The organism is Micromonospora sp. NPDC048839, assembly GCF_040649915.1.
In the GTDB taxonomy this organism is placed as follows: Bacteria; Actinomycetota; Actinomycetes; order Mycobacteriales; family Micromonosporaceae; genus Micromonospora.
On the sequence record NZ_JBEZGL010000019.1, the window covers coordinates 18362 to 32940 of the forward strand.

Annotated in this window: 14 protein-coding genes; 7 read left to right on the forward strand and 7 right to left on the reverse strand. The window is 72.0% G+C overall.

The window, feature by feature from the left end:
- Positions 1-40 precede the first annotated feature (40 nt).
- A complete protein-coding gene (locus AB0C25_RS28415) occupies positions 41-1015 on the forward strand; it encodes an NAD(P)H-quinone oxidoreductase (protein WP_357377167.1) in 975 nt (324 codons plus the stop codon).
- Between the two features lie 59 nt (positions 1016-1074).
- Here the strand turns inward: AB0C25_RS28415 and soxR are convergent, their stop codons facing one another.
- Positions 1075-1533 carry a redox-sensitive transcriptional activator SoxR gene (gene soxR / locus AB0C25_RS28420; protein WP_357242641.1) on the reverse strand — a complete coding sequence of 153 codons (459 nt, stop codon included), beginning with the start codon at positions 1531-1533 and terminating at the stop codon, positions 1075-1077.
- A gap of 47 nt (positions 1534-1580) precedes the next feature.
- Between soxR and AB0C25_RS28425 the strand changes: the two genes are divergently transcribed.
- Positions 1581-2276 (forward strand): transketolase, encoded by a 696-nt coding sequence (locus tag AB0C25_RS28425; RefSeq protein ID WP_357377168.1) that lies wholly within the window; start codon positions 1581-1583, stop codon positions 2274-2276.
- Positions 2277-2281: 5 nt separating this feature from the next.
- Positions 2282-3175, forward strand: coding sequence for a transketolase (locus AB0C25_RS28430; protein WP_357377263.1), 894 nt, complete (start codon positions 2282-2284; stop codon positions 3173-3175).
- Here AB0C25_RS28430 and AB0C25_RS28435 read toward each other — a convergent pair.
- Positions 3161-3868: a glycosyltransferase family 2 protein gene (locus AB0C25_RS28435; protein ID WP_357377169.1), complete on the reverse strand. Its 708-nt coding sequence runs from the start codon at positions 3866-3868 to the stop codon at positions 3161-3163. The two genes, AB0C25_RS28430 and AB0C25_RS28435, sit on opposite strands and share 15 nt — an antisense overlap.
- Before the next feature lie 124 nt (positions 3869-3992).
- Here AB0C25_RS28435 and AB0C25_RS28440 point away from each other — a divergent pair, with 124 nt between their 5' ends.
- Both AB0C25_RS28440 and AB0C25_RS28445 read left to right on the forward strand, forming a co-directional pair.
- Positions 3993-6188 (forward strand): glycosyltransferase family 39 protein, encoded by a 2196-nt coding sequence (locus tag AB0C25_RS28440; RefSeq protein WP_357377170.1) that lies wholly within the window; start codon positions 3993-3995, stop codon positions 6186-6188.
- A gap of 140 nt (positions 6189-6328) precedes the next feature.
- Positions 6329-7930 carry a ricin-type beta-trefoil lectin domain protein gene (locus tag AB0C25_RS28445; protein WP_357377171.1) on the forward strand — a complete coding sequence of 534 codons (1602 nt, stop codon included), beginning with the start codon at positions 6329-6331 and terminating at the stop codon, positions 7928-7930.
- A 31-nt stretch (positions 7931-7961) separates the two neighbouring features.
- Here the strand turns inward: AB0C25_RS28445 and AB0C25_RS28450 are convergent, their stop codons facing one another.
- From AB0C25_RS28450 to AB0C25_RS28470, 5 genes are all read right to left on the reverse strand, one after another.
- Positions 7962-8561: a hypothetical protein gene (locus tag AB0C25_RS28450; protein ID WP_357377172.1), complete on the reverse strand. Its 600-nt coding sequence runs from the start codon at positions 8559-8561 to the stop codon at positions 7962-7964.
- 56 nt (positions 8562-8617) lie between these two features.
- Positions 8618-10084 carry a HAMP domain-containing sensor histidine kinase gene (locus AB0C25_RS28455; protein ID WP_357377173.1) on the reverse strand — a complete coding sequence of 489 codons (1467 nt, stop codon included), beginning with the start codon at positions 10082-10084 and terminating at the stop codon, positions 8618-8620.
- Positions 10077-10769: a response regulator transcription factor gene (locus AB0C25_RS28460; protein ID WP_357242664.1), complete on the reverse strand. Its 693-nt coding sequence runs from the start codon at positions 10767-10769 to the stop codon at positions 10077-10079. Before AB0C25_RS28460 ends, AB0C25_RS28455 begins: the two co-directional genes overlap by 8 nt.
- 85 nt (positions 10770-10854) lie before the next feature.
- Positions 10855-11361, reverse strand: coding sequence for a hypothetical protein (locus AB0C25_RS28465; protein WP_357377174.1), 507 nt, complete (start codon positions 11359-11361; stop codon positions 10855-10857).
- Positions 11362-11472: 111 nt separating this feature from the next.
- Positions 11473-12480 (reverse strand): aminoglycoside phosphotransferase family protein, encoded by a 1008-nt coding sequence (locus AB0C25_RS28470; protein WP_357377175.1) that lies wholly within the window; start codon positions 12478-12480, stop codon positions 11473-11475.
- Positions 12481-12666: 186 nt separating this feature from the next.
- Between AB0C25_RS28470 and AB0C25_RS28475 the strand changes: the two genes are divergently transcribed.
- Together AB0C25_RS28475 and AB0C25_RS28480 are read left to right on the forward strand one after the other, a co-directional pair.
- Complete coding sequence (locus AB0C25_RS28475) at positions 12667-13602, forward strand: hypothetical protein (protein WP_357377176.1); 936 nt, start codon at positions 12667-12669, stop codon at positions 13600-13602.
- Positions 13603-13693: 91 nt separating this feature from the next.
- Positions 13694-14575, forward strand: coding sequence for a maleylpyruvate isomerase family mycothiol-dependent enzyme (locus tag AB0C25_RS28480; RefSeq protein ID WP_357377177.1), 882 nt, complete (start codon positions 13694-13696; stop codon positions 14573-14575).
- Positions 14576-14579 lie beyond the last annotated feature (4 nt).

Below are 14579 nucleotides of genomic sequence, written 5' to 3' on the forward strand. Positions count from 1 at the left end.
TGCGCCTGCGACACCGGCGGAGATCGGGAAGACTGGGTTCATGCGAGCCATCACCATTCCGCAGCCCGGTGGACCCGACGCGCTGGTCTGGACCGAGGTGCCCGACCCGGAGCCGGGCCCCGACGAGGTGATCGTGGATGTGCGGGCCAGCGGGGTCAACCGCGCTGACCTGCTGCAACGGCAGGGGCACTACCCGCCGCCGGCGGGCGCGTCCGCGTACCCCGGGTTGGAATGCTCCGGGGTGATCACGGAGGTCGGGTCGGAGGTCGCCGGGTGGGCGGTCGGGCAGCAGGTGTGCGCGCTGCTGGCCGGCGGGGGGTACGCCGAGCGGGTCGCGGTCCCCGCCGGGCAGTTGCTGCCGGTGCCGGCCTGCGACCCGGTGGACGCCGGGGCGCTGCCGGAGGTGGCCTGTACGGTCTGGTCGAACCTGATCCAGGTGGGTCGGCTCGGCGCGGGTGACACGCTGCTGGTGCACGGCGGGGGCAGTGGAATCGGCACCTTCGCGGTCCAGTTCGGGGCGGCCCTCGGCGCGACGGTCCTGACCACCGCCCGGGAGGCCAAGCACTCCCGGCTGCGTGAGCTGGGCGCGTCCCACACGATCGACTACCGGGAGCAGGACTTCGTCGAGGAGGTCCGGCAGGCGACCGACGGTCGGGGCGCGGACGTCATCCTGGACATCATGGGCGCGTCCTACCTGGGCCGGAACGTCTCCGCGCTGGCCAGCGGCGGCCGGCTGGTGGTGATCGGAATGCAGGGTGGACGCAAGGCCGAGTTGGATCTCGGCGCGCTGGTGGCGAAGCGGGCCAGTGTCGCCGCGACGTCGCTGCGCTCCCGACCGCCTGCCGAGAAGGCGGAGATCGTCCAGGGCGTACGGGACGAGGTGTGGCCGTTGATCGAGGCCGGCACGGTCCGACCGATCGTGGACCGGCGGGTGCCGATGAGCGAGGCGGCGACGGCGCACCGGCTGGTCGAGTCGAGCGACCACTTCGGCAAGGTGCTGCTCACGCGCGGATGACGCGGCGAGCACCCGCCGAGCGGCGGGCCGGGCCGAGCAGCCGCCGAGCGCACCGACGGTCAGACGAGCGTGTCGTCCGTCGGTCGGGGCAGCATCAGGCGGGCGCCCGGCCCCTCGCCGGCCAGCGCGTCACCCGGGTTGTTGAGCGTGCAGCGTTGCAGGGACAGGCAGCCACAGCCGATGCAGCCGTCCAGGTCGTCGCGGAGGTTGGTGAGCAGGCGGATCTTCTCGTCCAACCGGCCCCGCCAGCTCGCGGAGAGCCGCGCCCAGTCCTGCGGGCTGGGCGTGCGGGCCTCGGGGAGTGACTCCAACGCCGCCCGGATCTCGTCGAGCGAGACGCCGACCTGCTGGGAGATCCGGATGAAGGCGACCCGGCGCAGCTCGGCGCGGGCGTAGCGGCGCTGGTTGCCGCCAGTGCGGTCGGCGCGGATCAGCCCGAGCCGCTCGTAGTAGCGCAGCGCCGACGGCGCCACGCCGGAGCGGGCGGACAACTCGCCGATCGTCAGCAGATCCTGCATCACCAGGTCCTTGAGTTGAAGTGCACTTCAAGTCACACAGTAGTGGCATGACCACCACACTGCCCACCGACACCGGGTCCCGGCTCCCCGGGCTCATCCGACGGCTGACCGGCGACGAGAAGCACGCACCCAGTGCGCACTCCACCATCGACGTACTCCAGGTGCTCTACGACCGGGTGCTGCGGGTCACCCCCGACACCGTCGACGACCCGGATCGGGACCGGTTCCTGCTCTCCAAGGGGCACGGGCCGGCCGCCTACTACGCGGTGCTCGCCGCGCACGGCTTCATCCCGGACGCCTGGCTCGACGACCTGGCCGGGCCGCACAGCCGGCTCGGCCACCACCCGGACCGACTGCTGGTGCCCGGGGTCGAGATCGGCTCCGGCTCGCTCGGCCACGGCCTCGGGCTGGCCGTCGGCACCGCCCTCGGCCTGCGGGCCCAAGGGCTGCACACACCCCGGGTGTACGTGCTGCTCGGCGACGCCGAACTGGACGAGGGTTCCAACCACGAGGCGATCGCGTACGCGGGAGCGACCGGCCTGGATCGCCTCACCGCGATCGTGGTCGACAACTCGTCGGCAACCCACGGCTGGTCGGGTGGCATCGCCAGCCGTTTCACGGTCAACGGCTGGACCGCCGACACCGTCGACGGCCGGGACCACACCGCCCTCTACCGGGCGCTGACCGGGCACCGCCCACAACGGCCACACCTGGTGGTCGCCCGCATCGAGAGCAAGGGATGACCGCCATGCGCGCCGCCTTCATCGACAGCACCGACACGCTCCTCGACGAGGATCCGCGTACCGCACTCGTCGTGGCCGACATCTCGGCCAGCCAGTTCGCTCCGGCCGCTCGACGGCACCCGGATCGGGTGCTCAACGTCGGCATCCGGGAGCAGCTCATGATCGGCGTGGCCGGCGGGCTCGCCCTGACCGGGCTCCGCCCGATCGTGCACTCGTACGCGACGTTCCTGGTGGACCGGGCGTACGAGCAGATCAAGTTGGATCTGGACCACCAAGGCGTGGGCGCGGTCCTGGTCAGCATCGGCGCGTCGTACGACGGCTCGGCCGAGGGCCGGACCCACCAGTCACCGGGGGACGTGGCCCTCTTCGACTCTCTTGGCGACGGCTGGACGGTGCGGGTGCCCGGCCACCCGGACGAGGTCGCCCCACTGCTCCGGCACGCCACGGCCAGTGACGACCCGGTCTACCTGCGGCTCAGTGAGCAGCGCAACGCCGAGGCGCACCCGAACGCGGACCGGTTGCGGGTGCTGCGGCAGGGCGGGACGAACGCGCCGCTGGTGGTGGCCGTCGGGCCGATGCTCGATGCCACGTTGGCGGCGACCGAGGCGATGGACGTGACCGTCGCGTACACCCACACGCCCCGGCCGTTCGACACCCAAGGGCTGCGGGCGCTCGCCGGGACCGAGGTGGTGCTCGTCGAGCCGTACCTGGCGGGCACGTCGAGCGCGGTCGTCAGCCGGGCGATGGCGGACGTGCCGCACCGGCTGCTCGCGCTCGGGGTGGGTCAGACCGACCTGCGGCGCTACGGAAGCCCGGCCGACCACACCCGGTGGCACGGCCTGGACGCCGCCGGTCTGCGGCTGTCGATCAGCGCGTTCCTGGGCTCAACGCGCGGCTGAGGTGGCGGGACGGCGGCGTGCGCGCTCGCGACCGAGGATCCAGATCGCCTCGACGCCGTCCTTCCAGGTGATCTTCTTGCCCTCTTCCCGGCCACGTGCCCGGTAGCTGATCGGCACCTCGTACGGCCGGATCCGCTGGCGCAGCAGCTTGCCGGTCACCTCGGCCTCCATGCCGAAGCCGCGCGAGCGCACGTCCAGCGACCGGTAGAGCGCCACCGGCATCAGCTTGAAGCAGGTCTCCAGGTCACCGATGTACGAGTTGAACAGCACGTTGGCCGCCATCGTGACGCCCTTGTTGCCCATCACGTACCAGAAGCTGTAGGCGCTGTGGCTGCCGAAGGTGCGGTTGCCGTAGACCACCTCGGCCCGCCCGTCGAGCACCGGGTCGAGCAGCTTGGGGATGTCCTGCGGGTCGTACTCCAGGTCGGCGTCGAGGATGACCATGTAGTCGCCCTCCGCGCTGTCGACGGCCGTCTTGATGGCGGCACCCTTGCCGGCGTTGCGCTGGTGGGTGATGACCCGAAGGCGTGCGTCGTCGGCGCGACCGAGCACCTCACCGGTGCCGTCCCGGCTCCCGTCGTCCACGACGACCAGCTCGATCTCGCAGGGGTAGTCCACCGCCAATGCCTGCTTGAGGGCATCCGCGATGCGTTCTTCCTCGTTGAAGACCGGCATCAGGATCGAGAGCTTCACGGGAATCTCCACGGTGGCGACGACACGTCGGGCATAGCCTAGCCTGGCTGGTCAGCACAACGTTGGCCGCCACCGCCGGGCAGTCGACGTGGCGGTCCCAGACCGATGGTGTTTACTTCCCGCCATGTCGGCTGCCGGCTCCCTGCTCGCGGTGGTGCCCGCCGCCGCGGTGCTCCTGCTCAGTGTCGCGACGAGGCCGCGCAGGTCCGCCGGGCTGGCGCCGCTGCGGCTCGCGGTGGTGCGCGCCGCCCTGGTCAGCGGGGCGTACGCGGTGCTTGTCGTCGAGGTGTTCGGCGCGGCCCACGCGCTGACCCGACCGGCGTTCGTCGCCGCCTGGCTGCTCTTCCTGCTCGCCTGCGCGACGGCGGCGTGGCGGCGTCGGCGCCGGGACGCCATCCCCGCGCACCAGCCCGCCACGGCGCTCCGGCCGGTACCGGTCGGCGCGGCGGTGTCCGCCGGCACCGGCCCGGGGCTGCCCGCGCCAATCGCCGACGACAGCCGGGCCGGATCCGAACACCGGCCGGTCCAGGCCGATCGGGTACGCGGCGGCCTGCTCGCCAGGGCTGTCGACACCTGGCGGACGGCGGGTCGGGGCGAGCGCCTGCTCGCCGGCACGGTCGGCGGCCTGGTCCTGGTGGAGTTGCTCGTCGCGCTGCTGGCCGAGCCGAACAACTTCGACTCGCAGACGTACCACCTGCCGAAGGTGGAGCACTGGGTGGCCCAGGGCGATCTGGACTTCTGGCCGACAGCCATCCACCGGCAGGTGACCATCCCGCCCGGAGCCGAGTACCTGCTCCTGCACCTACGCCTGCTGACCGGCGGGGACCACCTGTACAACCTGGTGCAGTGGGCCGCCGGGGTGCTCTGCCTGCTGGTGGCCGCACGGATCACGGCGCAGCTCGGCGGTGGCCGCCGGGCTCAGTTGATCACCGTGTTCGTACTGACGACCACGCCGATGGTGGTGCTCCAGGCGACGAGCACCCAGACCGACCTGGTCTGTGCGGCATGGGTGGCCTGCGCGGCGACGCTGGTGCTGGACGGGCTGCGCCGGCGGACCGGCTGGGGCACCCTGCTCGGGTTGGGTGCGGCCGCCGGGCTGACCGCGGTGACGAAGACCAGCGGCCTGATCGCGGTGGGTCCGTTGCTGGTGCTCTGGGGGTTGGCGCAGCTCCGGCTGGCCCTGGCCGCCCGGGCACCGGCCGGCGAGGTGGCCACGTCCCGGTCGGTTGCCCAGGTGGCGCGCGTCGTCTGTGGTTCGGTGCTGATCGTGCTGGTGGCGGCCGTGGTCGTCGGCCCGTTCCTGGCTCGGGTGACGGCCGAGTTCGGGCATCCGCTGGGTCCGCCCCGGTTACGGGAGTCGATCCCGATGGAGCGCCACGATCCACCGTCGATCCTGATCAACGCGCTGCGGATCGGGCACACGGCGTTCGACACGCCACTGGCACCGCTGCGTCAGCTCGGCGGGAAGGCGATCATCGGCGGGGCGGACGCGATCGGCGTCGACCCCCAGGACCGGGCGATCACCTTCGGCCGGGAGCGCTTCCCGGAACCCGCCTGGTACCCGGACGAGGACCGGGTGGCGTTCCCGGTCGCCGGGGCGTTGGCGTTGATCGGCGCGGTGGTCGCGCTGGCCCGGCCGCGTCGGATCGACAGCGGGCAGGTCGGGCCGCTGCGCGCGTACGCGGTGGTGGTGTTGGCCACCGTCCTGCTGCACACCTCGATGATCAAGTGGCAGCCGTGGGGCAACCGGCTGCTGCTCTACGCGCTGGTGCTCGCCGTGCCACTGGCCGGGCTGTGGCTGGACGCGCTGCTGCGCCGCCGGGCCAGCCGCGCAACCGGCACGGCCAGCGGTCGGCGGCGTTCGGTGGCCACTCTCGCGGTGGCCGTCGTGTTGGCCACCTCCGCGCTGGCCGGGGTGCTCGCCCTGTCGTACGGCTTCCCGCGCCGGCTCGTCGGCTCCGGCTCGGTCTTCACCACCTCGGACTGGGACACCCGGTTCCTGCGCCGCCCACAGTGGGCCGACGAGTTCCGTTGGGCCGCGGCGGCGGTCCGCGACAGCGGTGCCCAGCGGATCGGGCTGGTGGAGCAGAACGACAACTGGGAGTACCCGTGGTGGTTGGTGCTGCGCCAGCCGGACGGCCGCTCGCCGGATCTGGTGTCGTTGCAGTCGGTCCTGCCCGATCGGCCGCCGGCCGATCCCACCTCGGTGGACGCGATCGTCTGCACCGGCAGTCGGCCGGCCTGCGCCAAGCTGGTTCCGGCCGGTTGGCGGTTGGAGTTCCGCGGCTACGTCGGCTACGCGCTGCCACCCGGCCGGTGACCGCGCGCCCGGATCGTCCGATCCGGGCGGTTCGGCAGCCTGCGCGCAAGGATCCGAGGCGCATTCACATCCATTGATTCGCACGTTACCGTCTGGTAACTCAGTCGACGTCCCGCGACTGGGCCGAAAGGAGTGCGTCGATGCCTGCAATCCCCGCCAGGCCCGAACGCGCGACCCGACGACGGGCCAGCACCATCGCCGTCGCCGTCGCCGCTCTCGTCCTACCGATGCTCGCCGGACCAGCCACCCCCGCCGCCGCCGCCGACCGGCCCGCCGTCCAGCCGCTCCCCGCCAACCTCGAAGCCGTCCGGGCCGCCGAAGCCACAGCCCTCTACGGCAGCCCCGCGATCCGTCCGATCGAGCAACGTCGCACCGCGCTGATCACCATGGGCGACAGCGAGATCTCCGGCGAGGGAGTCGGCAACTACGTCCCCGGCACCCACCAGGACGGCAACTGGTGCGACCGCTCGTACGACCAGGCGGTCTTCCGGACCGGCATCCCGTCGGACGCGCAGTACAACCTGGCCTGTTCCGGTGCCACCCCGTGGAACCTCATCGCCGGCGGGCCGACCCAGCACAACGAGCTGAACCAGGGCGACCACCTGGGCATCAAGGCGCGCAACACGCACGTGAAGCTGATCTGGGTGGTGGTCGGCGCGAACGGCGACGGCACCATCCAGTTCGGTCCGGTCGCCACCGACTGCGCCGTCCGTCGGGTCCTCTTCCAGGGGGCCTGCTACCCCACCTACACCGACCAGTGGACGATCCGCACCGACGGCAGCCGGCAGGCCGTGACCGACGCGCTCACCGACATCCGGCAGACCATGACCGACGCCGGCTACCTGCGCTCGGACTACGAGCTGGTGCTCATGTCGTACCCGAGCCCGGGTAGCCCGGACGTGGAGGACAACCCGAACTTCCCCGGCTGGTACTCCGGTGGCTGCCTGCTCTACCTGGCCGACGCGGCGTTCGCCCGGAACAAGGCCGTGCCGCTGTTCGAGTCGGCGCTGCGGACAGCCGCCGCGAACACCGGCACCCGCTACCTGGACGCCAGCCGACTCTTCCACGGCCACGAGGTGTGCACCGACAACACCTCGGTCCGCGGCCTCTTCATCGAGGTCGGGATCTGGAACGAGAACGCCGCCCGGCAGTCGTTCCACCCCAACGCCCGGGGGCACGGCATGTTCGCCCAGTGCATCACCCAGTTCTGGAACTCCGGCCAGGAGCGGGCGAGCTGTGTCGACCCGGCCAGCACCGGCGGCGGCGTGCTCTACCCCGGGCTGCTGGAGTTCAGGCAACTGCGCAACCTGGCCACCGGCACCTGCGTCGACGGCAGGGGCTACGACTCCCGCAACGGCACCGTGCAGCAGCCGCACGCCTGTCACGGTGGGCGTAACCAGGGCTTCTGGTACGACTCGACCCGACGGTCACTGCACTCGGAGCTGTCCCACGACCGCTGCCTGGACGTCTCGAACAGCTCGATGACCTCGGGCACGGCGGTCAACATCTACGACTGCAACGGCACGGGCGCCCAGCAGTTCGTCTTCGTCGGCAACCAGCTCCGGCCGGCGGCGGCGAGCAACCTCTGCGTGGCGTTCGACAACCCGTTGCTGGGCAGTTCCCGCCTGCGGTTGGCGAGTTGTTCCAGCAGCACCCGACAGCAGTGGTCGTTCGAGGCCCGTACCGCCGCCAACCCGGTCGGCTACGGTCACGACGACTTCATCGGCTCCCGCGTCTACTGAGGGAAGGGGCCTCGAGTGAGGCCCCTTCCGCTCACTTGGCGCCGGGGATGAGGATCAGCCGGGCCACTCCCCTGTCGCCGTCCCTGGCGCCGGCGACACCGACCGTCGCGCCGACCTTCACCTCGCTCGGCTGCACGGTGGCGCGGCGCTCGACGACCCGCAGATCGTCGCCGAAGCTCCAGGTCAGGGTGAAGCCGTCGGTGGACTTGACGGTCATCGAGTCGCCGTCGATCGCGGTCACCTCGCCGCGCTGGACGGCGACGGTCTGCGTACCGCCGTCCTTCACCTTCACCACCGCCTCACCGTGCAGCGTGTTCTTGCGCAGCAGCACGCGGGCCTGGCGGCGCTTGCGCCACTCCTCACCGCGCTTCTCCCGGGCCTTGTCCTTGGCGGTGGGGGAGGCACCCGGCGTCGGGGTGGCCGGCGCGGCGACGGTCCGCACGTCCAACTCGTCGGGGTCGAAGCCCATCGCGGTCAGCGCCTGACCCTCCACCCCCAGGGCGGCGGCGACGTCGACGGCGGCGTCCCGGGCGGGCTGGCTGGCCACCTCGGCCGCACCGCAGCCGGTGACCCCGAGCGCGACCGCCGCGAGCAGTGCCGTGGTGCCGGTGGCGAATCCCCAACGTGGCATGACGTTCCCTCTCGTCCGTGGAGTCCTCAGCATTCCGGCCAAGGACGAGCGGAGCGTCAGGCCGACGTTCGAGTCAGGTAAGGATCACCGGGCAGCCGGACCGTGAAGGCCGCGCCGCCCTCCGGCGCGTGTCCCGCGGCGATCTCCCCGCCCAGCCGACGGACCAGGCCGGCGGCCAGCGCCAACCCCAGCCCGCTGCCCACCTTGCGCACCCCCCGGTACCGCTCGTGCAGCGCACCGCGTTCGAACGCCACCGCCAGGTCGTCGTCGGTGAAGCCGGGTCCGCCGTCCCGGACCTCCAGCTCACCGCCGGAGGCCGGGTCCGCGCCGGCCGGCCGGACCGCGAGCACCACCGGCGACCCCGGGGGTACGACCCGCAGGGCGTTCTCCAACAACCCGTCCAGCACCTGTCGGATCCGCCCCGGATCGGTGTACGCGGGCACCGGCCGACCGGGCGTCTCCAACCGGAACGGCACGCCCACCGCCGCACACCGACCGGCCCAGGTCGGCTCCGCGTGCACGGCCAGTTCGGTCAGGTCCACCGGCACCGGTTCCAGCGGGAAGTCGGCGGCCTCCAACCGGGCCAGCGCCAACAGGTCCCCGATCAGCCGGTCCAGGTGTTGGGCCTCGGTCAGCATGGTCCGACCGGTGACCACCGTGTCGTCCGCGCCGAGCACCCCGTCGGCGAGCGCCTCGGCGTACCCCCGGATCGCGGTCAGCGGGGTGCGCAACTCGTGCGAGACGGAGAGCAGGAACTCCCGCTGCCGGCCCTCGCTGGTGGCCAGTGCGCCGGCCAGACCGTTCAACGCCTCGGCCAGGTCGGCGACCTCGTCCGGTGACTCGACAGGTATCCGCACAGCGCGGTCGCCGGCGCGTAGCCGGGCGGCGGCGGTGGCCGCCACCCGGATCGGCCGAGCCAACCGGCGGGCCAGCAGCAGCCCGGCCACCACACCGGCGGCCAACCCGGCCAGCAGCGGCAACCAGAGGCTCAGCAGCACCTGCGCCCACAGCCCGGGTGACGCCGCACGGGAGAGCACCACCCCGTTGCCGTTGGGTAGCGCCCGGCCCTCGACCAGGGCACGCTCCCCGTTGACGATGCGCCGCACCGACACGTTGCGGCCCTGTTCGATCCGCTGCACCACCCTGGGTGGCAGCCCCGGCCGGTCGACCGTCCCGCGCCGGATCAGGTACGCGCCGATGCCCTGGTTGCGGAGCTGCTGGATGAGCCGCTCCTCGTCGGCGCTGCGACCCCGGTCCAGGCGGGTCCGCAGCACCTCGGCCGCGAGCCGGGCCTGGGCGGCGAGCGCGTCCTGATCGCGTCGCTCCGCGCCACGGATCGCCAACGGCACCGCGACGATTGCGGTGACCAGCACCGACACCAGCGCCACCGCGCAGGTGACGAGCACCGCGCGGGCGGTCAGCGTACGGCCGAGTCGGCCTCGCCGAGGTGCGGCGGGCGGGCCGGCGCCGACCACCGGCAGGGTCATGGTCGGCGACCCGACGCGCCCGGAGTGGTCAGGCATCGACCGCGTACCCGACGCCACGGTGGGTCTTGATGACGCTGGCCGGGCCGAGCTTCGCCCGCACCTGGGCGACGTGCACGTCGACCGTGCGGGTGCCCGCGTGCGCCGCGTAACCCCAGACCCCGGCCAGCAGCTCCTCCCGGGTGAAGACCCGACCGGGCCGGGCCATCAGGTGCGCCAGCAGGTCGAACTCGGTGGAGGTGAGCTGCACCGGCGCGCCCGCGGCGGTGACCGTGCGCCGGGCCGGGTCGAGCGTCACCGGGCCAACGACCCGCGGCCGGTCCGCGCCCTCCGGGCCACCGGCGGAACGCCGCAGCACCGCGCGCACCCGGGCGACCAGCTCCCGGGGGCTGAACGGCTTGGTGACGTAGTCGTCGGCGCCCAACTCCAGGCCGACGATCCGGTCCACCTCGTCGTCGCGGGCGGTGAGGAAGATGACCGGAGTCCAGTCGCCGGCCTCGCGTAGCCGGCGGCAGATCTCGGTGCCGGGCAGGCCCGGCAGCGCGATGTCCAGGACGCAGGCCACCGGGCGCAACCGGCGAGCCGCGTGCAGACCGGCCTCGCCGTCGCGTTCCAGGTGGACGCCGAATCCGTCCCGGGCGAGGTAGAGCCGGACCAGGTCGGCGATGGCCGGCTCGTCCTCGACCACGAGGACGAGCCCGCGGTGCGGCGGTTCGACGGTCACCGGCCCATGATTGCCGACGGCGAGGCTCGGCGCGATCGGCGCATGTTCGAGTTCGGTAAAGGCGTCGCGAAGGTCGGGTGTCAGCTCACCAGGATGGAGCGAACATGCCGGGCCGCGCGCCGGCCGGGGCGTCACCGATGCTGGCGACGACCCGCGCGCCGGGCGGGCGCAGGCGGGTCCGGAACGCCTGGTTGAGCAGCGCGTCGAGCTGCCAGACCTGCTTGGGGTGGCTGGTGCGGATCAGGAACCGCTCACGGATCCCGTCGATCGCGGTGGCCGCCATCTCGACCGAGTGCAGTCGGGGGTCCGGGCTCCAGGTCACGTTGCTCAGCTCGCGCAGCTCGGTGTTGAGGTGCAGGCGCAGCCGGTGCAGGAGACGGGTCTGCTGGGTCACCACCAGCCGACGGTGCGTGAGCAGTAGGAGGTAGTCGCCGGTGACCGGGCGGTCGGGGCGGCTGCAACGGGTGACCAGGATGGTGGCGTCACCGGAGCCGACGCAGCGTCGGAAGACCGGCATGTGCCGGCTCACCGTCTGCACGGCCAGGCCAGCCTCGGCGGCGGCCGGAAGGAACGTTCGGGAGAAGACGTCCATGACCTGCCCAACGACGCCACCAGCGGGGTGACGTGGGTCACGCCGTTTTTTTGGAAGTTCCACGCCGCGCGTCGCACTGCCTGTCCGACTTCCGACTCGGACGGATCATGGTCAGGAGTTGGGCCGAATCGGGCTGGCGGCGAACAGCTCCGGCAGCCAACCGGGGACCGCGGCGGCGTACTCGGACCGTGACTCCTCGGTGGTGTCCAGGGCTCGACGCCAGGAGAGCGACCGGCTCACCGGCCCCAGGGTGATCGCCAGGTCGGCGGCCTCCAGGAGAGTCCGCCGGTCGTACCGGTCGGTCCACGCCTCCAGGTAGGCGTCCCGCAACCGGGCCAGCCCGGCGTCGTCGACCGCCAACTCGTCGTTGTATCGGATGGAACGCAGGGTCACCAGCAGCGTGCCGAACGGGTGCGCCACCGAGGCGTCCCCCCAGTCGAAGTAGCGGTACCCGTCCGGGCCGGCGAAGACATTGTCGTCGTGCAGGTCGTCGTGCTGGACCGTGGCCGGGATGCCGAACTCGGCGAGCCGACGGCACCGCTCGGCGTACGACGGCACCTCCGCCCGCAGCCGGTCGTACATCTCGGGGTCGAGCCCCTCCTCCGTACCGAGCAGCAGCGACGCGCGGTCGTCGAGCAGCTCGACGAACAGGTCGGCGAGCACCTCGGGCCGATGGTCCGGTACGCCGGAGGCGACCAACTCGTCGGCCTGCGCCGCGGTGGCCAGTTGGAGGGCGGCGTACCCGGGCAGCGCCCGCTCCCAGTGCGTCAGGTCCGGGTCGCGGCCCAGCAGGCCACGCAGTGACTCGCCGCCGTCGGGCAGCAACGACCAGCCCCGCTCCGGGTCCACCGCGATCGGGGTGAGCACCCGTTCCGGCGTGAGCCGGGCCAGCGTCGCGATCAGGGCGGCCTCGTGCGCCGTGCCCGGATTGTTGGCCTTGAACCAGACCGGACCACCGTCGGTGGGCACCCGCCACACCAGCGACCACGGACGGACCCGCGGCTCCACCGGCCCGGTCACCCGCCGACCCGCGCGGGTCAACTGCTCGTCGACCCAGGACCGGGCCTGTGTCCGCCACTGCTCTCCGGACCAGTCCGGGGCACGCTCGATCGTCGTCACGCTGGGCACCCTAGGCCGCCGTCCGGGAGTTGGGGACCACTTTTCCGGCGCCGGCACGGCACGGCGTCCCACCGGAGGCCGCGACATCCGCCGACTGCGCAATCTGCGAGATGCGCCAAGAAAGCTCTGAGCGACATCATCGCTGCGCAAAGTCACCATGCTCGAATCGGCCCGGGGAGTAGAGCTATGACGGGAACGCCAACCACAGCCACCCGAGACTTCGTGCGCCCCTCGGTCGAGCGCCCCCAACGCAACGGCGTCATCATCGCTTTCAGCGTGGCGGCCGGAGTCCTGCTGGCGGTGCTCTGGTCCTACGAGTTCGTCGACTCGGTCATCGGTGACAGCGTCGCCAGCGGACTCCTCGGTCACGACGCGAAGGCGACGGCGATCTCCGGTACCGCCGCCGGGCTGGTGTTCGCGTTCGTGTCCGGTCTCGCCGGCACGTTCACCGCGTGCAACATCGCGATGCTCGCGTCCATCGGGCCGCTCGGCGCGGCAAGCTCTGGCACCGGTGACCGGCTCCGGCTGCTGCTACGGCCGGTCGGCTACCTCACCCTGGGCATGGTCGCCGTCGCCGCGGTGTACGGGTTCGTCGGAGTCCTGCTGGGTGACCGGCTCCCCCAGCTGTCCACCGACACCGCCGGTGGGGTGCCGGTACGCATCATCCAGTCGTCGGTGGTGTTCGGCGTCATCGGACTGGCCCTCATCTACCTCGGGCTGGCCGCGATCCGGGCGGTGCCGGACGTGTTCGCCGACCGGCCGGTCGCACGGGTGATCACCCTCGGCGCGCTCATCGGCGGCTTCCTCATCGGCCGGCCGTACCCATTGTTCAACAAGCTGTTCCACTGGGCGGTCGACAGCGGCAACCCGCTGTACGGTTCGGCCGCGTTCGTGCTGCAGTCCCTCGGCAACATCGTCGTGGTCACCGCGCTGTTCGCCCTGCTGATCATGGTCACCCGTGGCCGGTTCATCAGCTGGCTCGCCGCCGACGTACGACGCAGCATGGTCCTCAGCGGCGCGCTGCTCATCGCGCTGGGCGTCTTCACAGTCGTGTACTGGGACGTCCGGGTGCCCTCGATCTTCGGCTTCGGCTGGTTCCCCACCATGTTCTACAACCACTGACACCGATCCGGATCTGCCACCGTCGGAGCACACGGCACGTCCGAAGATGTCCCCGGCATGGTGGGCGATCGATGCTATGGGGATGACTGGCGTGGCAGATCCGGACCGATGGAGTGTGGCCAACACGGCACTGCGGACGGCGACCGACAGGTTCACCGACCTGGTGGCCGCAGCACCCTCGCCCACCGTCATGGCGACGGCCGACTGGACCGTGGCCGACACCCTCGCGCACGTGGTGTCGATCGCGGTGCTGTACGAGTCGAGACTGGAGGGCACCGAGGTCCCCATCCGCGTGCCAGGGCTGGAGAACATGCTGGCCATCACGAACGTGGACACGGTGGCCGACGTCAACGCCCACGTGCTCGCCCACTTCGACGAGCGCGACCCGGAGGTGCTGCTGACGCAGCTGAACGCCGTGGTCAGCCGCCTCCTGACCACGTCGGCTGATCCGCACTCGACGGTGAGTTGGCTGGGCAACGCGCGGGTGACGGTCGGCGGCCTGTTCGCCCATCTGACAAACGAACTGCTCGTGCACGGCTGGGACATCGCGCGGGCGCTCCGCCGGCCGTGGCCGATGCCGGACGAGCACGCCGCGCTCTACTGGGACCTGTTCATGTTCGACATGATGCGCGACACGTACGGGGTGCTGCTCAACACCGAGCTGCCGATGCCCCGGCACCCCGTGTCGGTGCAGTTCCGCTCGCGGTACGCGACGACGACGACGCTGACCCTGGGCGACCGCCGGGTGTGGATCGCGCCACCCGACGCCCCGTTCGACGCGAGCGTGACGTTCCGCCCCGCCCGGTTCAACCTGATGATGTTCGGCCGGATCAGCATCGCGCAGGCGGTGCTGCGGCGCGACGTCGTCATCGGCGGGCCGAGGCCGTGGCGGCTACCCGCGTTCCTCCGGGTCGTGCACATGCCCAACGGCCGGCTCGCGCCCCCACCAGCAGCCGGGCGCCCGCGAAGGTGAGCAT

Bases quoted from the DNA above. Each gene is read 5' to 3' on its own strand.
- AB0C25_RS28415 (WP_357377167.1), top strand. From the start codon at position 41: ATGCGAGCCATCACCATTCCGCAGCCCGGTGGACCCGACGCGCTGGTC.
- soxR (WP_357242641.1), bottom strand. From the start codon at position 1,533: ATGCAGGATCTGCTGACGATCGGCGAGTTGTCCGCCCGCTCCGGCGTG.
- AB0C25_RS28425 (WP_357377168.1), top strand. From the start codon at position 1,581: ATGACCACCACACTGCCCACCGACACCGGGTCCCGGCTCCCCGGGCTC.
- AB0C25_RS28430 (WP_357377263.1), top strand. From the start codon at position 2,282: ATGCGCGCCGCCTTCATCGACAGCACCGACACGCTCCTCGACGAGGAT.
- AB0C25_RS28440 (WP_357377170.1), top strand. From the start codon at position 3,993: ATGTCGGCTGCCGGCTCCCTGCTCGCGGTGGTGCCCGCCGCCGCGGTG.
- AB0C25_RS28445 (WP_357377171.1), top strand. From the start codon at position 6,329: ATGCCTGCAATCCCCGCCAGGCCCGAACGCGCGACCCGACGACGGGCC.
- AB0C25_RS28450 (WP_357377172.1), bottom strand. From the start codon at position 8,561: ATGCCACGTTGGGGATTCGCCACCGGCACCACGGCACTGCTCGCGGCG.
- AB0C25_RS28455 (WP_357377173.1), bottom strand. From the start codon at position 10,084: ATGCCTGACCACTCCGGGCGCGTCGGGTCGCCGACCATGACCCTGCCG.
- AB0C25_RS28465 (WP_357377174.1), bottom strand. From the start codon at position 11,361: ATGGACGTCTTCTCCCGAACGTTCCTTCCGGCCGCCGCCGAGGCTGGC.
- AB0C25_RS28475 (WP_357377176.1), top strand. From the start codon at position 12,667: ATGACGGGAACGCCAACCACAGCCACCCGAGACTTCGTGCGCCCCTCG.